Source organism: Vibrio sp. R10-SF1-ISO8 (genome assembly GCF_059833805.1).
On record NZ_JCBDHL010000016.1, the window covers coordinates 145,301 to 168,954 of the forward strand.

The following is a 23,654-nucleotide window of genomic DNA, read 5'->3' on the forward strand; positions in this document are numbered from 1 at the left end:
ATTATTCCCTTTTTATTCTCAGCAAAGCAAACGATAATATCGCCGCTTTGTTCCAATTTATTCACGCATTCAGAGGTAATGATGCTCACCCCATCTCCATATGGCTGGATTTCCCAGTATTTTGTCGGTTTCTTTTTCGCTTATGGTGTTTATCTACCATTTTGGGCGTTGTGGTTTGAAGAGCAGGGGGTATCGGCAACAGATATCGGATTACTGGTCGGTATTGGTTTTGCGACCCGATGTGTCGCCAACATGGTGCTAACACCACGTATCCATAAAGTCGAACACTTGATGCCAGCACTGCGATGGCTCAGCTTTGCCTCTATTCTTTTTGTTGGTTTCCACTTCTTTACTGGTGGTAGTTTCTGGTTAATGGCATTGGCGACTGTGTTGTTCAATCTGTGCTGTGGTCCTATTGTTCCCTTGTCTGATGCCATGGCGAACTACTATTCACGTTTGCAAATGTTGGATTATGGCCGCACTCGCTTGTGGGGTTCGATTGCCTTTATTGCCGGTTCAACGGTGGTTGGCTTCTTAGTTGCGCAGTATGGCAGTGGCATGATTATCTTCACCGCACTGGCTGGTGTGGTTGTGGCTTTGTTGTTCTCAATGCGCAACATCAATCCAATGCCCGTTACGACGGAAAATGAAGATGCCGAGCGCCCTAAGTTGACAGAGCTGCTGCGTGAACTTCCTGTGGTTAAATTCCTGATTTTGGTTTCCCTTATTCAAGGCAGTCACGCTGCGTATTACAGCTTCAGTTCGATTTATTGGAAAGAGGCGGGCTACTCAGAAGACATTATCGGTTATCTCTGGAGCTTAGGTGTTGTGGCTGAGGTGGCGATTTTTGCTTTGAGTAAACGTCTGTTCTCGGGTTGGACGCTTCGAGCGTTGTTTATGGTCGCTGCACTTGGTGTGGTGGTACGTTGGGGCTTGACGGCTTCTACAACAGCATTAGTGGCATTGGTCATGATCCAGCTTCTACATGGTGTGACTTTTGCAATTGCACATATCGCCGCGATTCAATACATCCAACACTCTGAGCAAAGAAAAATGGTGGCGCTGCAAGCGCTATACAATGCGATTCCTTTAGGGGCATTCATCGCCTTGATGACAACCTTAAGTGGCTGGGGCTATGAAAACTGGGGGGCAAACGTCTTCTGGGCTATGGCCGCTATGGGTGTCTTGGCTTTATTTATCAAAGTTGATCCTCAAAAACATCAAGTTAGCGATATGTCGAAAGCGGAGCCTAATGCACAGAATTAAGCCTAGCTGATTGAGTTGATAGCATATCCTTAGTTAAATGAAACCTCTCCAATATGGGGAGGTTTTTGTTTGGCGCATGATAAGGATATCTGATGCAAGGCTGGCTAGTGATCACTGTATCACTGATGTATCTCGGACTACTGTTCCTCATTGCTTGGTATGGTGATAAACAGCACAACTGGTTGGCCAAATGGCGACCTTGGATTTACAGCCTATCTATCGCAGTGTACTGCACATCGTGGACATTTTACGGCACCGTCGGGCAGGCTAGTAACAATCCTTGGGCTTTCCTGCCTATCTATATCGCCCCAATACTCGTCTTTACTCTCGGTTGGCGAATTCTGGCTCGGTTGATTATTACCGCCAAACGAGAACACATTACCTCTATTGCTGACTTTATCGCTGCGCGCTATGGTAAATCACAAGGTTTAGCTGTGGTCGTTACCTTGATTGCTGTGGCTGGCATTTTGCCTTACATCGCCCTGCAACTGCGCGGTATCACCATGGGGTTAGAGATTATTTCGCCTGAACTGCCACGAAGTTTCGAAGGTTCAAGTCTCGATGTATCTTGGTTCGTGGTTGGTGCATTGGCCATTTTTACCATGCTGTTTGGTACTCGCCATATTGATAATACTGAGCATCACCGCGGTATGATGATGGCGATTGCGTTTGAATCTATTATCAAGCTGGTGGCATTTCTAGCCGTTGGTCTGTTTATTCTGTTCTTGGCGCTTAATCGCAATGACGTTGAGCTAGCACAGATTGCGCGTCAGACCTATCAATCACCGAACATACCGACTCTAGTTATTCATACCGTGCTAACCATGTTAGCGATTGTCTGTCTGCCACGTCAGTTCCATACTATGGTGGTGGAAAACGAACGCGCGCAAGATCTGCATACCGCGCGTTGGTTGTTCCCCGTATATCTGATTTTGATGGGCATTTTTGTCTTGCCGATCGCTTGGGTTGGGCAATCTCTGCTGACAGACGCTAGCCCAGATACCTATGTAATTAGCTTACCTATGGCGGTTGGCGCGCAGGATATCGCCTTGCTCGCTTTCCTCGGCGGTACGTCTGCGGCCAGTGGCATGGTAATTGTTTCAACCATCGCTTTGGCAATCATGGTTTCCAATGATTTAGTCATGCCATTGCTGTTGCGCAGAATGCGACTCTCACAGCGCAATCATAGGCACTTCTCTGGCTTGCTGTTGATTATTCGTCGTGGGCTAATTCTTCTGCTACTGCTCGGAGCTTGGGGTTTTTATCAAGCTCTGGGGAACATTCACTCCCTTTCTGCGATTGGTTTCCTCTCCTTTGCGGCTATCACCCAGTTTGCCCCAGCTTTGATAGGTGGCATGTATTGGCGTCAGGGAAACCGCAAAGGGGTATACGTTGGTTTGGCGGTAGGTTTTACCTTATGGCTGATTACCTTAATGAGCCAAACCGATATGTTGGCCGGCACCGCGCAAGACAACTTCCTGCTGTGGATGATTACTCCGCCTGAATGGCTGCAAAATCTCAATGTCAAAAACTCAGACTGGGGCATTGTACTCAGTGTTGCGCTCAACACACTTTGCTATGTTGTCGTCTCACTGCTAACTCGTGCCAGTCTAAGTGAGCGCTTACAGTCTGCTTCGTTTGTGGGTACGCCTCTGCCTGAAAGTGAAAATATGAGCTTGTATCAAAGCCGTGTCACTGTGGGTGAGTTAGAGATGCTGGCGTCGCGTTTTGTTGGTAGGCAACGGGTGCGAAGTGCATTCAGGCAATATTGGCAACAGCAAAGAGAAACCTTACTGCCGAATCAACAAGCGCCTTCTACTTTAATTCGCCATACCGAAAGGGTGTTGGCTGGGGTTTTTGGTGCCTCATCGGCTAAGTTAGTCCTTACTTCTGCGCTACAAGGCAGAAACATGCAACTGGAAGAAGTTGCTACCATTGTCGATGAAGCTTCAGAGCTGTATGACTTTAGCCGAGGATTACTGCAAGGGGCGATTGAACATATCGGTCAAGGTATTGCCGTGGTCGATAAGCAGCTTCGTCTTGTGGCATGGAATCAGCGTTACTTAGAGCTATTTACGTTTCCGGTCGGCTTGATTCAGGTGGGTAGGCCGATTGCTGATGTGATTCGCCATAATGCTGAACAAGGCTTGTGTGGTCCGGGTGACCCTGACGAGCATGTGCGCCGACGAGTTTTTCACCTGGAACAAGGGACGCGTCATACCTCTTCGCGTGTGCGACCTGATGGTCGAGTGATAGAAGTGCAGGGCAACCCAATGCCAGGTGGAGGGTTTGTGATGAGCTTTACCGACATCACCGTCTTCCGCGATGCCGAACAAGCACTAAAAGATGCTAACGAAACCCTTGAAGAGCGCGTACAAGAGCGTACTCAAGAGCTAGAGCAGCTGAACAAAAAATTGGTCTCAGCCACCCAAAGATCTGAACATGAGTCACAATCTAAATCGCGCTTTTTAGCGGCCGTAAGCCATGACTTAATGCAGCCACTCAATGCTGCTCGCCTGTTTGCCTCATCCTTGTCTGAAGTGGCAAAAGAGCCTGAAACTAAACAGCTTTCCCAGCATATTGAAAGTGCCTTAGGGGCCGCTGAAGATTTGATTGGCGACTTACTGGATATCTCGCGTCTAGAATCAGGCAAGCTAGATATCAACGTGCATGGCTTTGCGATTAACGATGTTTTATCTAACCTCAATGCGGAATTTAGTGCGCTTGCTAAGCAGCAGGGTGTTGAGTTCACCATGATTCCGAGTCAGCTATTGGTTCAGTCTGACCCGAAGCTCTTACGTCGTGTGGTACAAAACTTCTTAACCAACGCGTTTCGCTACAGTCCAAAAGGTAAAGTGGTTCTCGGCGTAAGACGAGTGGGAAGCCAAGCACGCATCGATGTGTGGGACAATGGTATGGGCATTGATGAGGACAAGCAGCAAGAGATATTTGAAGAGTTTAATCGTGGGAATCAAGTTCGTTCTGATCAGGGCTTAGGACTTGGTCTGGCAATTTCTAAAGGGATAGCTCATGTTCTTGGTCACCAAATCACTATGCGTTCGTGGCCGGGCAAAGGCAGCGTGTTCTCGATTACACTCGCGCGCAGCGAAAAAGCTCTTGAGCCTGTAAAAGCTGCACCGGCAAGTTCTACTTCAGACTTGAGTCATTTGAAAGTTCTGTGTGTGGATAACGAAACCGATATCTTGGTTGGCATGGAAACCTTGCTCGGCCGCTGGGGGTGCGACGTACGAACCGCCGTGGACTTGGTTAACAGCTTGCAAGCAATAGAAGAAACCTGGGTGCCGGATGTGATTTTGTCTGACTATCGACTCGATAATGGACGCACCGGATTAGAAGTGCTTCAGCAGTGTCGCTTGCGTTTAGGCGATAGCTTTATCGGCGTCATTATTAGTGCAGACCGCACTGACGATATGCTAGATGGTATCAAGTCGAATGGGTTTAGCTTTATTCCTAAGCCTGTTAAACCGCTAAAACTCAGAGCGGTGTTGAATAGGGTTTAGAGGGGCAGAATCGGGAACGGGCTGCGCCCTATGGAACGCTACGCTAGAGAACGGACTTCGTCCTTCGAGAACGAAAGTTGTTCGTGAGTTGGCAACTTTTGACAGTGCCTGCTCATTGGGGCATAGAATGACCCGTATCCCGTATCCCGTATCCCGTATCCCGTATCCCGTATCCCGTATCTCGTCTTCCGTATCCAATGAAAAAGGGTTGACACTTAGTGCCAACCCTCCAAAATTTCTCGCTTCTCGCTTCTCGCTTCTCGCTTCTCGCTTCTCGCTTCTCGCTTCTCGCTTCTCGCTTCTCGCTTCTCGCTTCTCGCTTCTCGCTTCTCGCTTCTCGCTTCTCGCTTCTCGCTTCTCGCTACTCCGTAAACAAAGTCTCGTATTTAACAAACGCAGTTTGAGTTTCGCCGTAATACAGCGTTCCTTCAGACTGAATTGCGACGCGTAGCCAGCTTTCAGCCGATGTTGGTTTCGCTACAGAGATTGCCCAGTGTTGGCCAGTACTATCTGTTGGCTGCATATCCAAAGGTTGAGCGCTTTGCTCTTGGCTATCGACAATGGATAGCTTTACGCCTTCTAAAGGGAAAGCGGCTTTTAAAGATAAGTCCAAACCGTTCGCGGTTAACTTCTCGGAACGAAACTGCACTTTAAAGTCGCCGTTGGTCATATCACATAGTCCGCTGGTGTAGCGGCAGTTAGATTTGGCGGCTAGCTTATAGGTTTCGCCTTCTTTCGCGGCATGAGGCTTTTCACTCAGCGCCATATCTGTACCAAAGTAGGCAATCAGAGAAAGAATTGGGGCAATCAATAATGCGATTAGAAAGTGCTTATTTTTGAACATCTTGCGTCCTGGCTTCAACGTTAAAAGGCTAAGTTAACTCAATTTAGCGAATAAAAAAGCCCCCGAGGGGGCTTTTGTGGCTTAGGTATTATTTTAGTGGTCTACTGCACCGCCAGCGCCTGCTGGTACACGTACGTGTTCAACCAAGTCTTTCACTTCTTGTGGTGTTTCCGCTGTTACTTTCGATACAGCAAACGCGACTGCGAAGTTAAAGACTGCACCAATTGCACCGAATGCGTTTGGTTCAATGCCTAGGAACCAGTTGCTGCCCCAGCTTTCTAGGTAAGTCCAATCAGCAACAAACAGGATGCCTTTGTGCTGGAATACGTAGAAAAGAGTGATACTGATACCCGCAATCATACCCGCGATTGCGCCTTCCTTGTTGATACCTTTACTGAAGATACCCATCATTAGTGCCGGGAAGATTGAGGACGCCGCAAGACCAAATGCCAGTGCTACTGTACCTGCTGCAAAGCCTGGCGGGTTGAGGCCGAGATAGCCTGCCACCGCAATCGCCACCGCCATGGAAATCCGACTGGCGAGCAGCTCTTTCTTCTCGGATATATTCGGATTGATGACGCCTTTGATTAAATCATGGGATATCGCAGAGGATATCGCGAGCAAGAGACCTGCCGCCGTTGATAGTGCCGCTGCCAGACCACCGGCTGCCACCAAGGCAATCACCCAGTTTGGAAGCTTAGCAATCTCAGGGTTAGCCAATACCATGATGTCACGGTCAACTTTCAGTTCGTTAGTTGCTGGGTTTGACGTGTATTCAATCAGACCATCGCCGTTCTTATCATCAAAGCCTAGTAGACCTGTTTTCTCCCAGTTTTTGAACCAGTCAGGGCGTTCATCATAAGCAAGGTGCTGACCTGGAGCTGGATTTACGGTATCCATTAGGTTTAGACGAGCCATCGCCGATACTGCTGGTGCAGTTGTGTATAGGATAGCTATGAAGACTAGTGCCCAACCTGCTGAAGTACGTGCGTCACGCACTTTAGGTACCGTGAAGAAACGGATGATTACGTGTGGTAGACCCGCAGTACCAATCATTAGCGACATGGTGTAAACAAACATGTTGAGGGTATCGCCACGGACTTGAGTGGTGTATTCACTAAAGCCGAGTTCGGTGACCACTTGGTCGAGCCTATCCAGTAGATAGACGTCGGTGCCTTGGATGGTACTACCGAGACCAATCTGAGGAAGAGGGTGACCAGTCAGTTGCAGAGAGATAAAGATTGCAGGAATAGTGTAAGCTAAAATGAGCACGCAATATTGAGCAATCTGCGTGTAAGTAATCCCTTTCATGCCGCCCATTACAGCGTACATGAATACGATACACATACCGATCAGAAGACCAGTTGAGTAATCAACTTCTAGGAAACGACCGAACGCAACACCCACGCCTTTCATCTGACCGATTACATAAGTGACCGAGGCGATGATAAGACAGACAACTGCTACGATACGTGCTGCGTTTGAGTAGAAACGCTCACCTACGAACTCTGGTACAGTAAACTTGCCGAACTTACGTAGGTAAGGTGCAAGTAGTAGTGCGAGAAGTACGTAACCGCCAGTCCAACCCATTAGGAATACGGAGCCACCGTAACCCATAAAGGCAATCAGACCTGCCATAGAGATAAATGATGCGGCTGACATCCAGTCTGCTGCGGTTGCCATACCGTTGGCGATTGGGTTTACACCACCGCCTGCAACATAAAACTCTTTAGTTGACCCAGCACGTGCCCAAATCGCAATACCGATGTAAAGGATAAAGGTCGCACCAACAACGAGGTAAGTGATAGTTTTCAAATCCATCTGAGTTACTCCTTACTCATCTACGCCGAATTCACGGTCGATTTGGCGCATTTTCCACGCGTAGTAGAAAATAATACCCAGGAAGGCATAGATTGAGCCTTGTTGAGCAAACCAGAAACCAAGCTTGTACCCGCCTAGTTGAAATTGATTGAGTTCATCTACAAATAAAATGCCGCAGCCGAAAGAAACGACAAACCAGATAACCATAAGGCTAATCATCAGTTTTACGTTCTTATCCCAGTAGGCTTTGGCTTTATCCTGACTTTCAAACGCCATTGCCGTCTCCTTACGTGTTCGTTGTTAAGAAAATGTTTCAATATCTACATTAGCAAGGGTGGAACAAGAACTCTTTTCAACTTTAGTCGCGGTGAGAAAAACAAAAAGCGCCTAAAAATAAGGCGCTTAAGGATTATTGATAGATTTTTGTGATGTTAATGGGGTGTTAAATTAGCCTAAAGTCTAACGTTTTATTGTTAATCTTATCGATTTTCGTTATCCGGCGTAAAAATCTTTGATCCCCATCAGCAGGTTGCTTACTGCTACGGCTGCAAGAATAAGCCCCATCACACGACTGATAATGGCGGCACCGACATTGCCAATCCACTTTTGAATATGTGTCGCACCCAGAAGTAACAATAGGGTGATAAGTAAAACTGTCACCATGACAGCGGCAGTAATCCCCTGATCGACAAGTGCGTATCTATGATTGTCCGTCAGCATGACAATCGCCATCATCGCTCCCGGAGAAGCGATGGAGGGAATAGCTAAAGGGTAAACCGCCAAATCAGCGAGATCGGAATGACTCACTTCTTCAGAAAGCTTAGTTTCTTGTTCAGGCTTAGACTCGCCAAAGATCATGGTTAGGGCAAACAGTAGTAGCACTAAGCCACCTGCCGCCTGAAATGCAGGCAAGGGTATCTGCATCGCTTCAAGGAGCAACTGACCTGCGACGAGGAAAAACAGTAGTACGCCCGTTGAAATAGCCACGGCTTTTAACGCGACCAAACGGCGCTGTTTAGCGGTGAGATGCTGAGTTTGAGATAAGTAAACCGGGACTGAGCCAATGGGATCGATAACGGCCCAGAGGACGACAAATTGAGTAATTAGAACGCTTAGCAAGAGAAGTACTCCCAGAGTTTGTTGAACAGAGGGGTAAATCAGATTGTTGCCTGATTCCTCAAGTGTAGCAAATTTCTAGGAGCTTTTGTGTCAGAAACTGGTGAGTTAAGTTTCTGATTCGAGTTGTTGAAGTAAAATAACCGCTTGAGTTCGATTTTTCACACCTAACTTGCGGAATATTGCCGTCATATGAGCTTTTATTGTTGCTTCTGATACATTTAATTCATAAGCAATCTGCTTATTCAGCAAGCCATCAGATAGCATTCCTAAGACTTTATATTGCTGTGGGGTCAAAGTGGCAATTTTTTCTGCTAAATCATTACATGCTGCGTTGTTGGTAATGGAACCTTCAGGGAAGAAAGGTTCGCCATTGAGCACCTGATTGAGAGCACTGACGAGCTCACGCATATCACTTGATTTGGGAATAAAACCGAATGCGCCATGACTCTTAACCTGAGTCACTACTGACGGTTCTTCACTAGCTGAGACGACCACAATGGGTAAATCAGGATATTCAGCACGCAGTTGAATCAAGCCTGACATGCCGTTTGCTCCGGGCATCTTTAAGTCGAGCAGAAGTAAGTCCGGTTCGTCTTCTTTAGCGAGCAGGGTAAGAAGGGCATCTAACGAGTCGGCTTCTAGCAGATTTGCGCCACTCACCGCCATATGCACCGATTGGAACAGAGCATTGCGAAACAGCGGATGATCATCCGCAATGATAATGGTGTAGGTCGCGTCCATGGAATCAACACTTTTTATAGGTTATTAAGTTCAGTATTACCATTTGCTGATAGAGACACAACTAGTATGCGTGGATTATCGAGTGTTTCTTCACAAAATGTGAAAGAGCCGAGCATAAGGATGTATCTGCAATGCTTGGCTCAAACAACTATGATGTATAGCAAATATTTATCATGTGCTTACAGGAAAATTGGAGCGTCGAAGTTGTCAGCTTCATCGCTATAAGCGGTTACAATAGCGTCTTCAACAAGTCCTGTTTCTGCTTGTACGTGAGTTTCAAAGAAAGTTTGAATCTGAAGTCGACGACCATGTGCAGCCCAGCTCTCCGCATTAGCCCAGATTTCATTAAACACAATGCTGTAGTCGGTTCGAGTAGCGCTAGGATGATTGATTTGGCGAGTCAGAATATATTGTATACACCCTTCTTCACGTAATGAGTCTGGTTCGAGAGCTTTCAATACTTCAAATAGTTCCGATTCCTTTCCTTTCTTAGCTTTAAATTGTGCGAGTACGTATACTTTACTTGACATGTGCATCCTTCATTTTGTCGTTAAAAAGCAATTAGTTGTGCCACTCTAGCTTAACTACTTCTTCTCTGTTAGAAAACTATCAATATGTGTCAAAAATGGCTGAGCTTTCATGAAGCCAGTAATACGAGCGCTTGGGAGATGAGTTCCTTGTCTATCCCAGAACTCGATAGTAGGAAGCCCTAGCACGCTCATCTCTTTCAATAAGGCAATGTCTTGTGGTTGATTTCGTGTCACGTCTGCTTGCAGCAACACAAAATCTTTTAGGCGCGACTCAACATCTGGCTGGTGGAAGGTGTATTTCTCGAATTCTTTACAGGCCACACACCAGTCGGCGTAGAAATCGAGCATGACCGCTTTACCATCCGCTTTTGCTTTAGCAAGTTGTGTGTTGAGCTGCTCAACATTGGCGATCCGGATAAATTCTATCTGATTTTGTTTTTGCTCGGTGCTGATCGCGCTCTTACCAAAGTAGTGGTTCAATGCAGGTTGAGCTGAAGCAAATAGACCAAGTACAGCGATGATTCCCACCACGCTCTGTTTCCAGCCACCAAATGGCAGTGAATTTTTGACATGGTAGAGCCAACCAAACGCAGCAATGCCGAGCACTGACCATAATCCTGTCGCCCACACTTCAGGCAAGATTCGCTCAAGTAAGAATATTGGCGCAGCCAGTAGAATGAAGCCAAACAGAGTCTTGACCCGATCCATCCAATTGCCTGCTTTTGGTAGCAGCTTGTTGCCAAAAACAGCGACTAGCATCAATGGAATCCCCATGCCAAGTGCCAGAGCATACAGAGCGATACCACCAGTGAGTAGATCGCCACTTTGTGCTACATACAATAGAGCACCAGAGAGCGGCGCAGTGGTACAAGGTGAACAAACTAAGCCAGAAATCGCTCCCATGGCGAACACACCCAGTGAACTTCCACCTTGCTGTTTATTGCTTAAATTGTTCAACCATGTCTGAACGCTGCTAGGCAGCTGCAAGCTGTAGAGACCAAACATGGAGAGTGCCAGGGCGACAAATAAAACGCTTAGGCCAACTAAGACATAAGGGTGCTGCATGGCCGCTTGAAATTGCATACCCGCTGACGCAACAACTAGGCCGAGTAAGGTATAGGTCAGTGCCATGCCTTGCACGTAGATAAAGGCCAACCCTAGGGCACGTCCATGGCTAAGCTTACCGCTACCCAGAACAATACTGGTTAAAATTGGGTACATTGGCAGTACGCATGGTGTAAAGGCGAGACCAACACCTAAAGCCAAAAATAGTAGAGGCGTCCACCAGTTGTCACTGAGCTTAGAAGCAAGGTTTGACTCGCTTGAGACAGGTGTTTGCTTTGTTGCTGTTGTTGAATTTGCCGGTTCTTTTTGAGTTGGAATGACTGCATTCGCTTCTTGGAAGTCGAAGCTAGTGACATCGATAACTCGGGTTTCTGGTGGGTAGCAAAAACCGGCTTTGGCACAGCCTTGGTATTGAACGATCAGGCGCGCCCCATCTTGGTAATTTGCGAGCGGAACTTCGACAAATAGCGGTGTCGTGTAAATATTTACCTCACCAAAGAACTCATCTTTGTAAGGTTCTCCATCTCGCATTTCAATATCACCCAGAGTGACATTTTCGCCACTGACAGAAATACGATGTTGATACAGGTAGTAATCTTCTTTGACTTGCCAATCGAGGAAAACGCGATTCCCTTGTTGGAAAGAATTGAATGGGAAAGCTTGGTCTACCGGAACAAAAGTATTGTTGCTAACTCCAAAGCTTGGTGCGGAGTTTGATTGCTCAAATACGGCCAAAGCAGGTGCAGAAACAATAGAGAAACACAGCAGAATTAGAGATAAAGCGAAGCGCATAGAAGAGTCACTTAAGTTAAATTTTCATCATTTTAACTCAATCAGACAGAGGAAAGGGGGAATAAGTTTCAACTTGCTATCATTTAGAACATTTTTTGTGTGATGCCTCCCCAAAGAAATGGGGCTCTTAGAGGAGGCAATAAAGTTCTAAGCGACACCTAACCGCGCGCGAACCACACGCTCACACGCATCAATGTTGTCAGTATCTTTAGGGATGACAAGTACCGTATCGTTACCACCAACAGTACCTAAGATCTCGGTATGAGGATCAATGTCGACTAATCGAGCGACAAGTTGCGCGCTACCTGGGTGGGTTTTGACCACCACCATGGCTTGGTTATGAGTAATGAATTCTATCTGGGAAGAGATAGAAGACTCGACACGTACCGGAGCCGTTTCAACGGTAATGCAGTAAACCTTCTTACCACACGCATTCTGGACTTTCACTACACCTAACTGAGACAGCAATCTAGAGACGGTTGATTGACTGATACCTTCGAAACCAATATCTACCAAGGCTTCACGGAGCTCATTTTGAGTGCTAAAACTTTGCTGTTGCAGCAGACGTTTGCATGCCGCGGTTAGCGTTTTGTCTTCACTGTAGTCAATAGTGGTTGCGTTTAGAGTTTCACTCATGGGAACTCCTTAAAAAACATGACGTAGGGATGATTCGTCCATGTAACTATCAGCACTTAACTCCATCTAGGTGCCGTACCATTTGATTGAGCGGTCACTTCTTTTTTGGTGACTTATATTTAATGCGATCATAATACCACCAAAGTATATGTGGCTTTGTGAGAGCGATCGCCAAATAAATAACTGCTTTAGCGGATGTTTTTTGGATAAATATTCTGATGGAAAGTGGATATTTATTCCTGATTGGGAATAAATATCCAGCTTAATTTTAGAGGGAGCTTAGCGAGATTAAGCGCTGATTGCTTAGCGCGCTTCCGTCATGATTTCGCGTGAGAATACTTTTTCACAGTAATGGCATTTTAGCTGCACATTCTCTTTCTTTTGCTGCACATTAAAGCGACTTTCTACCGGTTCTCCGTGTGAAATACAGTTGCTATTCGGGCACTCAAACACACTTTCAATGCTTTCTGGAAGCACAAGATTAAGCTTGTTGACGACCTTGTATTCTTCAATCTGATTCACTGTTGCTTTTGGAGCGTAAAGCGCCAGTTGGTTCGCTTGCTCTTTAGTCAGGTAGATGTTTTCAATCTTGATCAGGTCTTTAGCACCTAGCGCTGAAGAAGGCAGGTTTAAACCTATCGTAATACGCTCATTTGACTTGTGCATTTTGAACAGTTTCAGCACCTTGATGCCGATGTTTGCAGGAATATGGTCAATGACAGAGCCGTTGCGAATCGCTTCTACTTGTAGTTGAGTTTCTTTTACCATGATAGTTCTCCTGCAGATTAAAGAGTTTCGTTCAAGACTAGGGCTAGCAGAGCTTCGCGCGCATAAACGCCATTTTCAGCTTGCTCGAAGTAGTAAGCGTGTTTGGTCTTATCGACATCTGTGGTGATCTCGTCAACACGTGGTAGTGGGTGAAGCACTTTTAGGTTGTCGCGCGCACCTTCTAGGGTTGCAGCTGTAAGGATGAAGGCCGATTTCATATGCGCGTACTCTGACTCATCAAAGCGCTCTTTTTGCACTCGCGTCATGTAAAGCACGTCGAGCTCAGGTACCACTTCTTCAATGTTGTTATGCATGCTGAACTTGATACCCGCTTCCTCTAACTCTTCGCAGATATAGTCAGGCATAGCCAGTGCATCTGGAGCGATAAAGAAGAAGCGCACGTTGTTGAATTTTGCCAGTGCTTGAGTCAGTGAGTGCACAGTGCGGCCATATTTTAGGTCCCCAACGAAAGCAACGTTGAGGTTATCAAGCGTGCCTTGCGTTTCGTGGATAGAGAATAGGTCGAGCAGAGTTTGGGTTGGGTGTTGGTTTGCGCCGTCGCCACCGTTAATGATTGGAACACCGTTAGAGAACTCAGACGCTAAACGCGCAGCCCCTTCCTGAGGGTGGCGCATCACAAAGGCATCAACATATGAAGCGATGACTTGGACCGAGTCAGCCAATGTTTCCCCTTTTTTAGCTAGAGACGTGTTACCACCGTTATCGAAGCCAATCACGCTGCCGCCTAAACGCTCAACGGCGGTTTCAAACGACAAACGGGTACGAGTCGATGGCTCGAAGAAGCAACTCGCCACGACTTTGTTTTTTAGTAGCTCAGGGTTTGGCTCTGCTTTTAAGCGTGCTGCAGTATCGACGATAAGTTCAAGCTCGCTGCGGCTGAGCTCAGGGATGGAGATGATGTGCTTGTTAAATAACGAATGCGCCATAGCTGTATTTCCTCGCCTCATAGATGACAGACAAAAAAAAGCCCCCTAACAATAGGAGGCTGATAAAGGATCGATGGAGAACAAAAATAAAACAGCTGACGTCCCTGATTCAGGGCGCGTTTTGTAACAACGAGATGTTGTATTTTGCTGGTTCATAATGCTCTCCTAGACAAATTGCGGAGGATTATACGGACAAAATTACGCGACGCAAGCGTTTGCGCAAAGTATCCAGAAATTGGATTTTTATGCGAAATTGACTGTTTTTGATGTGCTTTTCGCAGCCGTTGTCGGAACTTGCTTGGAGGGTGATTGAGAGTTTTTTTGTAGTCAGTGGAATGAAAAAAAATGCGGGCTTTATTCAGCATGCTTTTTGAAACATGGTGAATGCCACCCGCATTTCCCTGCAAACCACTCGTGATACCTATGGATTAATTCCGTGATATAGAGTGTTCGCGATTAATATCTTTGAGTGATATTAGTCGCCTAGTGTTGCTACCATCACTGCTTTGATAGTGTGCATACGGTTCTCTGCTTCATCGAAGACGATAGAGTGTTTAGATTCAACAACTTCATCTGTTACTTCTACGCCATCTTTAAGTTGTGGGTACTCAGCCGCTAGCTGTTTACCAACGGTAGTATCTTCGCCATGGAATGCAGGTAGGCAGTGCATGAATTTCACATGCGGGTTACCTGTCGCTTTTAGCATTTCCATGTTCACTTGGTAAGGCATCATTAGGTTGATACGCTCAGCCCATGCTTCTTTCGCTTCACCCATAGATACCCATACGTCTGTGTATAGGTAATCACAGCCTTGAACGCCTTCTTGAACGTCTTCAGTCAGAGTGATTTTCGCACCGGTTTCTTCAGCGATTTCGCGACAAGTCGCTACTAGCTCTTCTTCTGGCCAGAACGCTTTAGGAGCCACTAGGCGGATGTCCATACCCATCTTCGCTGCACCAACCATTAGAGAGTTACCCATGTTGTTACGAGCGTCGCCTAGGTAAGCGAACTTCATTTCATGTAGTTGCTTACCACGGCCGTGTTCCATCATAGTTAGGAAGTCAGCTAGGATTTGCGTTGGGTGGAACTCGTCTGTTAGGCCATTCCATACAGGAACACCTGCGTACGCGCCTAGCTCTTCAACGATTTCTTGACCAAAGCCGCGGTACTCGATGCCGTCGTACATGCGACCAAGAACGCGAGCAGTATCTTTCATTGACTCTTTGTGACCGATTTGAGAACCCGATGGGCCTAAGTAAGAAACTTGAGCGCCTTGGTCAAATGCTGCAACTTCAAATGCACAACGAGTACGAGTAGATGTTTTCTCGAAAATTAGCGCAATGTTTTTGCCTTTTAGACGAGGTTGTTCATAGCCGTTGTATTTCGCTTTTTTAAGTTCCGCAGATAGATCCAACATGTGTTGAATTTCACGTGGAGTAAAGTCTAATAGTTTTAGGAAGTTACGGTTGCGTAGGTTAAAAGCCATGATGTTTTCCTTCTTTGTTTTGATTGCGCTCTCTTGGTTGCAGGGAAAGAGGTAAGAAAGCGCATAAATAAGTAATGTTTGTATAATTTCTGCTTCCACAGTGGGGAGCGAGATATGAATACCTTAAGTTCAACGAGGGTCTGGTTATTCCATCTCGCTCCAGTTGTGGAGTAACGAGTCGGTTAGCCTTTGGTGATATTGGTACCCGCGGTGCCTTGAAGAATGCGTAAACCATCTTCTAGAGAACCAATGCCGACCACTTTGCCACCTTGTTTAATGAACTCGCATGACGCTTCGATCTTCGGTCCCATTGAGCCTGCATCAAATTGGTACTGAGCCAGTTCAGATGGGTTAGTGCTGCGTAGAGCATGTTGAGTTGGTTTGCCCCAATCTAGGTAAACTGCATCAGCGTCAGTCAGGATAAGTAGCGCATCGGCGTCTAGTTGTTTTGCTAGGAACGCGGCAGACATGTCTTTGTCGATAACCGCTTCAACACCAACTAATTTGCCGTTTTCGCGTTTGACTGGAATACCGCCACCGCCAGTACAGATAACCAAGTGGCCTTGCTCGATAAGTGCGGTAATCGCTTCATGTTCAATAATGCCTGTAGGCTGTGGGCTTGGGACTACGCGGCGGAAGTGTTGACCGTCTGGCTTGATTGTCCAGCGGTACTTCTCTGCTAGTTCACGAGCTTCTGCTTCTTCGTAAATTGGGCCGATAGGCTTGGTTGGATCGGCGAATGCAGGATCACTTGGGTCAACCGTCATTTGAGTCAACATGCAAGTCGCGTTTACGTTAGGCATTTGGTTTTTAAACTCTTGCATCAGCATGTAGCCGATCATGCCTTGAGTTTCACTGCCCAGTACATCAAGTGGGTACGGAGCGACTTTTTTGTATTCCAAACCTTGCAAAGCAAGTAGGCCTACTTGTGGGCCGTTACCGTGCACAAGCACTACGTTGTACTCTTGCGCGATTTCAGAAATTGTCTTAACCGCAATCTCAATGTTTTGGCGCTGAACTTCAGCTTCTAATGGCTCGCCGCGGCGAAGTAGGGCGTTACCGCCAAGTGCTACAACTACTGTTTGTTTAGTCATTGCTTTAATCTCTCTGCAGGGGGCAGGAGCAAAAGGGCTCCCGCCAACTAATCACTTACTTAAATACCGTCACGCTCGATTGGGCAGCTCATGCAGCGAGCGCCACCACGACCACGGCCTAGCTCGTCACCTGGGATAGGTAGAACAGTGATGCCCGCTTTGTCGTATTTCTCGTTGGTGTAAGTGTTGCCTTCGTAGCCAACAACCACACCTGGTTTCACAGTCAGTACGTTGTTTGCGTCGTTCCACTGCTCACGTTCTGCGTGGAAGTTGTCACCACCTGTTGTGATAAGGTTTAGCTTGTCGACACCAAGTGCTTTCTCGATAGCCGTTACAAAGTAGCCCTCTTCTTTCACATTAACCGCACCAGACTCATCGCCAGTTAGGCTCCAACATTTCACGTCTTTACGCACCACTTCTGGGTAAACAGAGAAGGTATCTTCGTTCATGTGAGTCATAACGGTGTCTAGGTGCATGCAAGAGCGGTGTTTAGGTAGCTCCATCGCAATGATTTGTTTCGCTTGGCCGTGCTTGAATAGACCAGAAGCTAGATGCTCAACACCTTGTGCGGTTGTACGCTCAGACATACCGATAAGTACCGTGCCACGACCAAGAACCAATACGTCGCCGCCTTCGATAGTTGAGTTGTCGTAGTTGATTGTCTCTTCGTCGCCGAAGTACTTAATGAAGTCTTGACCTGCGAAGGTTGGATGCCAGCGGTAAATCGCACGAACATGGTTTGTTTCACGTTGACGAGCAGGTTTTGCCATTGGGTTGATTGATACGCCACCGTATACCCAGCAAGAAGTGTCACGAGTAAATAGGTGGTTTGGTAGAGGCTCAATGATGAAATCAGTTGGAGCGTGCAGACCTTGCATCATTGAAGAAGATTTCATTGGCATTTCAGCGTAAGAAAGGCCACCAGTCAGAATTTTCGCTAGCTCTAGATTAGGTAGGTCACCTAAGTAGCAGCGTACATCGTTAGCGAAGGTTTTGCCCAAGCGGTAATCTGATACTTGGCGGCTAAGTAGCCAGTCTTTTGCTTCTGGAACAGCAAGCGTGTCTGCTAGTAGGTCTGTAAGAAGTAGCACTTCCACACCTTGATCACGCAGTGTTTGAGTGAATACGTCGTGCTCTTTACCTGCACGCTCAACTGCTAATACGTCATCAAATAGCAGATCGTGACAGTTAGAAGGTGTCAGGTGAGTCAGAGCTCGTCTAGGGCGGTGAACAAGAACGCGACGTAATTGACCGATTTCAGAACCTACGTATAACTTACTCATGATCGTATCTCTCTTATATTTTAATTAGTCTTAATATTTAAAAACTAATATTTAATTTGTAGGGAATAGAAGCGTGAATTTATTTATTCACTTATTTTGTTTCTGGAACTCATATTACGCCTGTTGGCGGGGGAATCTTAGAGGTCAATCACAGTTCGATTTTTATGCTTCAGGCCTTGATTTACAAGGGTTTTAACAATATCTATGCAGTTGTTATTGAGCTGTAACACCTCTAATTAGCCACTCAGTGTGGAACTTTATGCAGGTAAATATCCAAGATGCTAGATAAACAATAATTAGAAGAAAGAATATGCACTAAAAATTTAGTGACAATAAATTGAATAAAGCGGAAATATGCAATGAATCTTTCTAGATAAGTGCTTTTGAGGTGCAAATTAATCGTTTTATAACAAAATATTTGGTAATAATTGTTGTGCTGATCACATATTAATATTTGCACCGCTTTAATTAGATGGATTTATTTAATTAATAAAGTTTATTGGTTGGGATACTTTTTCTAATTAAAAAATAGAATTGAGATCAGACTTCGTCTTCTAGAACGCTTCGCTGCGGGAGCGGGCTTCGCCCTGCGAGAGGAATGTGAGTGGTTTGGGATGGAGTCTTTAGTTTTGATAGTGTTGGCAGGCAATAGGAGCAGAAGTAAAATATTCTCGTATCTCGTTTCTGGTCTCTCAAAAGAAAAGCCGCACTAAGGCGGCTTTGAGGGCGGCTCACTTCCTGTGAGCCAGGGTAAGGAAAAGAAGTCTGTGGCTTAGATTAGGGCACCAATACTTAGTACAACAACGCAGAACAGAGTCAGAATTGCTAGCAATGGCGCTACCCATTTCACCCAGCGTACGTATGGGACTTTAGCAATTGCCAAGCCGCCCATTACAACTGCAGAGGTTGGCGTAATTAGGTTCACTAAGCCAGATGCAGATTGATATGCAGTGATAACTAGGTCACGACCGACACCCGCAAAGTCTGCTAATGGCGCCATGATAGGCATAGTAAGAACCGCTAGACCAGACGTTGAAGGTACAAGGAACGACAGTAGAATTTCTAGGAAGAACATCACGTTGATGAACACCACAGACGATAGCCCCGTCACCATTTGCTCTGCAGAGAACAAGATGGTGTCAGTGATCATACCGCGGTCCATAACGACGACGATACCACGAGCAATACCAATGATTAGCGCAACGCCTAGTAGGTCGCGAGCACCGTCGATAAAGCTGCTCGTAAACTCTTCTTCACTCATGCGTGCCACGATACCGACAATGATGGTAGCGGCTAGGAACATGGCAGAGATCTCGGCCATCCACCAACCTGCAACTGATACACCGTAGATCATCACACCAAATGAGCCACCAAAAATAGTAAGGATAGCTTTACGAGTGGTCGTGAACTCTAAGCCTTCATCAGACTGGTTACCAAGGAAGTGTGCTTTATTTTCTTCGTATTTGTCGTACACAATCGATTTAGATTGGTCTTCGCGAACCATGCGAGCATAACGCATCACGTAGGCAACACAGATAGCCCAACCAGCGACTAGCATGATAAGGCGTAGTGCAATACCATCTGTAAATGGGATACCTGATGCGTTTGCAGCGATGACAGTGGCAAATGGGTTAATAGTTGAACCCAAACAGCCAATACCAGCACCAAGCAAGACGGTTGCTGCTGCAACAACAGGGTCAAAACGCGCAGCCATCATGACAGGGACGAGTAGGGTGTAGAAAGGTAGAGATTCTTCAGCCATGCCGTAAACAGTACCACCTGCGGCAAACAGCGCCATCAGGATAGGTATCATCATCTCTTCTCGTCCTTCCAGACGATGAGTCACGCGCTCGATACCCGCGTCAATTGCCCCTGTTTTAGTTACTAGCCCTAGGAAGCCACCAATGATGAGGATGAAAAGAGAAACGTCGATCGCTGCAGCTTCGTAGCTGTTGTGATCATAGAAGCCATCAATAGGTGCAAGTAGAACATCAATAACGCCTTGAGGGTTGCCATCTACGGCTTGATAGGTGCCTGTGACAGGAACTTCACGCCCTAGGTCTTCGTTCATTACGCGGTCGTACTGGCCTGCTGGAACAATCCAGGTCAGCAGCGCAACCAGCGCGATTAAAACAAAAAGAATCGTATATGCGGAAGGGAACTTAAAGTTGGCAAAGAAGCCGCCTTTTTTTTCTTCGGTCGGTACAGTTTGGGTTGTCATGGCTATCTCCTTACTTTTATTTATATACCAATAAATAAAAGTGAATCAGCGACTAATAGTTATTAATAATTAAATAACTTATGTAGGGTAAGTTATTGGTATTTGATTTATAAACTGGGCTTCACTGTCAAATCTGCCCTTTGACGCTATTTTAAAAGCAGTTCTTGATGCTAACTTTGGTGATCTTCACAAAATAAATCGACAAAAAAATCGCTATAAATCTAGTGATAAATTGGAGCGACTAATTGTTTGAAATAGGCGGATTAATATTCTAGAAAAACAGTTATAGAAGGTGGGTAAGTAGGCTGTGGTTGGAAAGTAAAAATTTGACCGGAATTTTATTCAAACGTTGGGATTAAAATGCACAAAGAGTTTTTGAACACTTTATTGACTAAAGTCAAAAATAAAATGTGAGCTAGATTTTTTACACGAGATAAAATAAAAAAAGGGAGCCGAAGCTCCCTTATTTTTAATAGGGTTTTTAGATGAACAAACCACCGAATGTAAAGCCTAGTGCTACCGCAGATGAGATAGTCACCACACCTGGAATAAAGAACGGATGGTTGAAGACGTACTTGCCGATACGTGTTGAACCAGTGTCGTCCATTTCAACTGCTGCAAGCAGTGTTGGGTAGGTAGGTAGTACGAATAGCGCACTTACTGCGGCGAAAGATGCAACGGCTGTGAGAGGCGCGACACCAATAGCCAGTGCAGCTGGCATCAGTGCGACCGTAGTTGCCCCTTGTGAGTAAAGCAGCATTGAAGCAAAAAACAGCACCATAGCTAGCATCCATGGGTAATCTGAAAGCAGTGCCCCCGCCACTTCTTTAATGCCGTCTACGTGTGCGTTAACAAAGGTTGAACCAAGCCAAGCAACACCAAGTACACAAACACATGCTGTCATACCTGAGCGGAAGGTTGCCGCTGAAGGGATCTTAGACGCATCAATCTTAGTCACGAGAACGATAGCTGCCGCTGCTGCCAGCATCACTGTCATTATCGCTTCATTTCGGCCTAGCGCCGGATCCTTGATAAGGCCAATCGAGCCGGAAATTGCTGCGGCGTAGCAAACAACAAAACCGATCGCGGCAAGGAAGATGTAAGTTGCAGTTTTTGCTGTAGGTAGAATTTCACGCTGCTTTTCAGTTGCTAGCTTGATTAAGCCTTTTTCCAGACGCTCTTGATAGATAGGGTCATCTTTAAGCTCGCTGCCCATAAAGTTGGCAACGAATGCACCAATCATACATGCGATGAAAGTGGTTGGAATACATACCGCTAACAGAGTTAGGTAATCCACCCCAATAGGCGCTAGCATTGCTGCAAACGCAACAACAGCCGCTGAAATCGGTGAAGCGGTAATGGCGATTTGTGAAGCAACAACCGCAATAGACAGTGGGCGAGATGGGCGAACCCCTTGGCCTTTTGCTACTTCAGCGATAACAGGCAGAGTCGAGAATGCAGTGTGCCCTGTTCCTGCCATTAGCGTCATTAAGAAAGTCACAATCGGCGCATAAAAGGTGATGCGCTCAGGGTGTTTACGCAAAAAGTTTTCAGCCACTTGTACTAACCAGTCCATGCCGCCAGCAACCTGCATGGCTGCGATCGCGGTAATGACCGACATAATGATAAGAATAACGTCTACTGGAATAAAAGCTTGGCTAGTGGGTACACCAAGTACCAAAGAGAGTGCGATAACACCTGCACCACCTGCTAAACCAATGCCAATACCACCAATTCTTGCTCCTAAATAGATAAAGAGCAGAACGACAAAGAGTTCGACTGCCACCATATTGATACCTCATAAAGTTTATTTTGATTCTGATTATCTAACGACTCAGCGTCTAAATAGTTAGATAATAGGAATGAAGAGAGACCTTGATAAAATTGTGGTTAACCGTATTGAGTGCCAAAAAAGGGCTCCGAAGAGCCCTTTCTTACTGCGATTATTCGTAGCGTTTCGCTTTATACGTTGGGTGCATAAAGTTTTCAACACAAAGAATTTCATCAAGCTCTTCTTCGGTTAGCAGACCGCGCTCAAGCACGACTTCACGAACACTCTTACCTGTTTCTGCACAGATCTTACCAACAATGTCACCTTCGTGGTGGCCGATGTAAGGGTTTAGGTAAGTCACGATACCAATAGAGTTGTAGACATAGCTTTCACACGTCTCTTTGTTGACTGTGATGCCATCGATACACTTGTCACGCAGGTTGACACATGCGTTGGATAGGATTGAGATAGACTCAAACATGCTTTGTGCAATCACAGGTTCCATCACGTTAAGCTGAAGCTGACCACCTTCTGCTGCAAACGAGATAGTGTTGTCGTTACCTAGCACTTTGAAACAAACTTGGTTAACTACTTCAGGAACTACTGGGTTTACTTTCGCTGGCATGATTGACGAGCCTGCTTGAAGTTCTGGCAGGTTCAGTTCGTTTAGACCTGAACGAGGACCAGATGAAAGCAGACGTAGGTCGTTACAGATCTTAGACAGTTTAACCGCTAGGCGTTTTAGTGCGCCGTGTGTCATTACATATGCGCCACAGTCAGACGTTGCTTCGATCAAGTCTTCTGCAGGAACCACTTCTAGACCTGTTACTTCCGCTAGGTGTTTCACTGCTGATGCTTGGTAACCTTGCGCAGCGTTTAGGCCTGTACCAATTGCGGTTGCGCCTAGGTTGATTTCTAGTAGCAGTTTTGATGTGTACTCAAGCGCACGAATTTCTTCGTTTAGAGTGACTGCCCAAGCATGGAACTCTTGACCGACTGTCATTGGCACTGCGTCTTGAAGCTGAGTACGGCCCATCTTCAATACATCTTTAAACTCTTGGCTCTTAAGCTCAAAGGCACCTTTTAGGTATTCAATCGCTTCAATCAGTTTCGCTACGCTGTTGTATACCGCGATACGGAAGCCCGTTGGGTATGCACAGTTTGTTGATTGGCTCTTGTTTACGTGATCGTTCGGGTTAACGATGTCGTACTGACCTTTCTCTTTGCCCATTAGTTCAAGAGCAACGTTAGCAATCACTTCGTTGGTGTTCATGTTGACGGAAGTGCCTGCACCACCTTGGAATACGTCTGAAGGGAACTGATCCATGCACTTACCTGTTTCAAGGATCAAATCACACGCTTCGATGATGTAGTTAGCAACATCTTTAGGGATAACACCTAGCTCTTTGTTTGCGAGTGCAGCGGCTTTCTTTGTCATCACCATACCGCGTACAAATTCAGGTACGTCAGAGATGGTCATGTTAGAAATATTGAAGTTTTCAATCGCGCGAAGAGTATGAATGCCGTAGTAAGCGTCAGCAGGTACGTGGCGCTCGCCGAGTAAGTCTTCTTCGATACGGGTTGCTTGGTTAGCCACTTGAGAGGTTTCAGTTAGGGTAGCCATACAGGATCCTTAGATATTTATTCTGATAATAAAGTTGCTTTATAGCCAATCTGTAGTCTAAGAATCCATTCGACAGAATTTTTGGCTGTATAATCCGTCCTGACTTATGTGGCACATAATACTGT

Annotated in this window: 18 protein-coding genes; 2 read left to right on the forward strand and 16 right to left on the reverse strand. The window is 46.1% G+C overall.

The window, feature by feature from the left end; all coding sequences use genetic code 11:
* Nucleotides 1-81: 81 nt before the first annotated feature.
* The gene (locus AC6R00_RS12615; protein WP_500640677.1) at nucleotides 82-1,266 is read left to right on the forward strand and encodes a 3-phenylpropionate MFS transporter; all 1,185 of its coding nucleotides are present in this window, start codon (nucleotides 82-84) and stop codon (nucleotides 1,264-1,266) included.
* A 92-nt stretch (nucleotides 1,267-1,358) separates the two neighbouring features.
* Nucleotides 1,359-4,787 carry a PAS domain-containing hybrid sensor histidine kinase/response regulator gene (locus tag AC6R00_RS12620; RefSeq protein ID WP_500640632.1) on the forward strand — a complete coding sequence of 1,143 codons (3,429 nt, stop codon included), beginning with the start codon at nucleotides 1,359-1,361 and terminating at the stop codon, nucleotides 4,785-4,787.
* Nucleotides 4,788-5,148: 361 nt separating this feature from the next.
* Here the strand turns inward: AC6R00_RS12620 and AC6R00_RS12625 are convergent, their stop codons facing one another.
* From AC6R00_RS12625 to aspA, 16 genes are all read right to left on the reverse strand, one after another.
* The gene (locus AC6R00_RS12625) at nucleotides 5,149-5,631 is read right to left on the reverse strand and encodes a hypothetical protein (RefSeq protein ID WP_004742961.1); all 483 of its coding nucleotides are present in this window, start codon (nucleotides 5,629-5,631) and stop codon (nucleotides 5,149-5,151) included.
* A gap of 93 nt (nucleotides 5,632-5,724) precedes the next feature.
* Nucleotides 5,725-7,452: a sodium:solute symporter family protein gene (locus tag AC6R00_RS12630; RefSeq protein WP_004742962.1), complete on the reverse strand. Its 1,728-nt coding sequence runs from the start codon at nucleotides 7,450-7,452 to the stop codon at nucleotides 5,725-5,727.
* Nucleotides 7,453-7,464: 12 nt separating this feature from the next.
* Nucleotides 7,465-7,728 carry a DUF4212 domain-containing protein gene (locus AC6R00_RS12635; protein WP_004742963.1) on the reverse strand — a complete coding sequence of 88 codons (264 nt, stop codon included), beginning with the start codon at nucleotides 7,726-7,728 and terminating at the stop codon, nucleotides 7,465-7,467.
* A gap of 216 nt (nucleotides 7,729-7,944) precedes the next feature.
* Nucleotides 7,945-8,571: a MarC family protein gene (locus tag AC6R00_RS12640; RefSeq protein ID WP_500640633.1), complete on the reverse strand. Its 627-nt coding sequence runs from the start codon at nucleotides 8,569-8,571 to the stop codon at nucleotides 7,945-7,947.
* 105 nt (nucleotides 8,572-8,676) lie between these two features.
* A complete protein-coding gene (locus tag AC6R00_RS12645; RefSeq protein ID WP_500640634.1) occupies nucleotides 8,677-9,312 on the reverse strand; it encodes a response regulator transcription factor in 636 nt (211 codons plus the stop codon).
* A gap of 179 nt (nucleotides 9,313-9,491) precedes the next feature.
* The gene (locus tag AC6R00_RS12650; protein ID WP_171381730.1) at nucleotides 9,492-9,842 is read right to left on the reverse strand and encodes a putative quinol monooxygenase; all 351 of its coding nucleotides are present in this window, start codon (nucleotides 9,840-9,842) and stop codon (nucleotides 9,492-9,494) included.
* 54 nt (nucleotides 9,843-9,896) lie between these two features.
* The gene (locus AC6R00_RS12655) at nucleotides 9,897-11,699 is read right to left on the reverse strand and encodes a protein-disulfide reductase DsbD (RefSeq protein WP_500640635.1); all 1,803 of its coding nucleotides are present in this window, start codon (nucleotides 11,697-11,699) and stop codon (nucleotides 9,897-9,899) included.
* 147 nt (nucleotides 11,700-11,846) lie between these two features.
* Nucleotides 11,847-12,335 (reverse strand): arginine repressor, encoded by a 489-nt coding sequence (locus tag AC6R00_RS12660; protein WP_004742967.1) that lies wholly within the window; start codon nucleotides 12,333-12,335, stop codon nucleotides 11,847-11,849.
* Between the two features lie 303 nt (nucleotides 12,336-12,638).
* Nucleotides 12,639-13,103 (reverse strand): aspartate carbamoyltransferase regulatory subunit, encoded by a 465-nt coding sequence (gene pyrI, locus AC6R00_RS12665; RefSeq protein WP_004742968.1) that lies wholly within the window; start codon nucleotides 13,101-13,103, stop codon nucleotides 12,639-12,641.
* 17 nt (nucleotides 13,104-13,120) lie between these two features.
* Entirely contained in the window at nucleotides 13,121-14,050 is a 930-nt protein-coding gene (gene pyrB / locus AC6R00_RS12670) for an aspartate carbamoyltransferase (RefSeq protein ID WP_004749078.1), read from the reverse strand.
* A 475-nt stretch (nucleotides 14,051-14,525) separates the two neighbouring features.
* Nucleotides 14,526-15,536, reverse strand: a complete 1,011-nt coding sequence (locus AC6R00_RS12675; protein WP_004742778.1) for an ornithine carbamoyltransferase — start codon at nucleotides 15,534-15,536, stop codon at nucleotides 14,526-14,528.
* A gap of 182 nt (nucleotides 15,537-15,718) precedes the next feature.
* Entirely contained in the window at nucleotides 15,719-16,630 is a 912-nt protein-coding gene (gene arcC, locus AC6R00_RS12680) for a carbamate kinase (protein ID WP_004742779.1), read from the reverse strand.
* Nucleotides 16,631-16,689: 59 nt separating this feature from the next.
* Nucleotides 16,690-17,913 (reverse strand): arginine deiminase, encoded by a 1,224-nt coding sequence (gene arcA, locus AC6R00_RS12685; RefSeq protein WP_171323699.1) that lies wholly within the window; start codon nucleotides 17,911-17,913, stop codon nucleotides 16,690-16,692.
* 772 nt (nucleotides 17,914-18,685) lie between these two features.
* A complete protein-coding gene (locus AC6R00_RS12690; RefSeq protein WP_500640636.1) occupies nucleotides 18,686-20,134 on the reverse strand; it encodes a YfcC family protein in 1,449 nt (482 codons plus the stop codon).
* A gap of 481 nt (nucleotides 20,135-20,615) precedes the next feature.
* Nucleotides 20,616-21,923, reverse strand: coding sequence for an anaerobic C4-dicarboxylate transporter (locus tag AC6R00_RS12695; RefSeq protein ID WP_500640637.1), 1,308 nt, complete (start codon nucleotides 21,921-21,923; stop codon nucleotides 20,616-20,618).
* A 154-nt stretch (nucleotides 21,924-22,077) separates the two neighbouring features.
* A complete protein-coding gene (gene aspA, locus AC6R00_RS12700; protein WP_004742783.1) occupies nucleotides 22,078-23,529 on the reverse strand; it encodes an aspartate ammonia-lyase in 1,452 nt (483 codons plus the stop codon).
* Nucleotides 23,530-23,654: the final 125 nt, after the last annotated feature.

Bases quoted from the DNA above. Each gene is read 5' to 3' on its own strand.
- AC6R00_RS12650 (WP_171381730.1), bottom strand. From the start codon at position 9,842: ATGTCAAGTAAAGTATACGTACTCGCACAATTTAAAGCTAAGAAAGGA.
- pyrB (WP_004749078.1), bottom strand. From the start codon at position 14,050: ATGGCGCATTCGTTATTTAACAAGCACATCATCTCCATCCCTGAGCTC.
- arcC (WP_004742779.1), bottom strand. From the start codon at position 16,630: ATGACTAAACAAACAGTAGTTGTAGCACTTGGCGGTAACGCCCTACTT.
- AC6R00_RS12695 (WP_500640637.1), bottom strand. From the start codon at position 21,923: ATGGTGGCAGTCGAACTCTTTGTCGTTCTGCTCTTTATCTATTTAGGA.
- AC6R00_RS12615 (WP_500640677.1), top strand. From the start codon at position 82: ATGCTCACCCCATCTCCATATGGCTGGATTTCCCAGTATTTTGTCGGT.
- pyrI (WP_004742968.1), bottom strand. From the start codon at position 13,103: ATGGTAAAAGAAACTCAACTACAAGTAGAAGCGATTCGCAACGGCTCT.
- arcA (WP_171323699.1), bottom strand. From the start codon at position 17,913: ATGAGTAAGTTATACGTAGGTTCTGAAATCGGTCAATTACGTCGCGTT.
- AC6R00_RS12635 (WP_004742963.1), bottom strand. From the start codon at position 7,728: ATGGCGTTTGAAAGTCAGGATAAAGCCAAAGCCTACTGGGATAAGAAC.
- AC6R00_RS12630 (WP_004742962.1), bottom strand. From the start codon at position 7,452: ATGGATTTGAAAACTATCACTTACCTCGTTGTTGGTGCGACCTTTATC.
- aspA (WP_004742783.1), bottom strand. From the start codon at position 23,529: ATGGCTACCCTAACTGAAACCTCTCAAGTGGCTAACCAAGCAACCCGT.
- AC6R00_RS12660 (WP_004742967.1), bottom strand. From the start codon at position 12,335: ATGAGTGAAACTCTAAACGCAACCACTATTGACTACAGTGAAGACAAA.
- AC6R00_RS12645 (WP_500640634.1), bottom strand. From the start codon at position 9,312: ATGGACGCGACCTACACCATTATCATTGCGGATGATCATCCGCTGTTT.
- AC6R00_RS12690 (WP_500640636.1), bottom strand. From the start codon at position 20,134: ATGACAACCCAAACTGTACCGACCGAAGAAAAAAAAGGCGGCTTCTTT.
- AC6R00_RS12675 (WP_004742778.1), bottom strand. From the start codon at position 15,536: ATGGCTTTTAACCTACGCAACCGTAACTTCCTAAAACTATTAGACTTT.
- AC6R00_RS12620 (WP_500640632.1), top strand. From the start codon at position 1,359: ATGCAAGGCTGGCTAGTGATCACTGTATCACTGATGTATCTCGGACTA.
- AC6R00_RS12655 (WP_500640635.1), bottom strand. From the start codon at position 11,699: ATGCGCTTCGCTTTATCTCTAATTCTGCTGTGTTTCTCTATTGTTTCT.
- AC6R00_RS12625 (WP_004742961.1), bottom strand. From the start codon at position 5,631: ATGTTCAAAAATAAGCACTTTCTAATCGCATTATTGATTGCCCCAATT.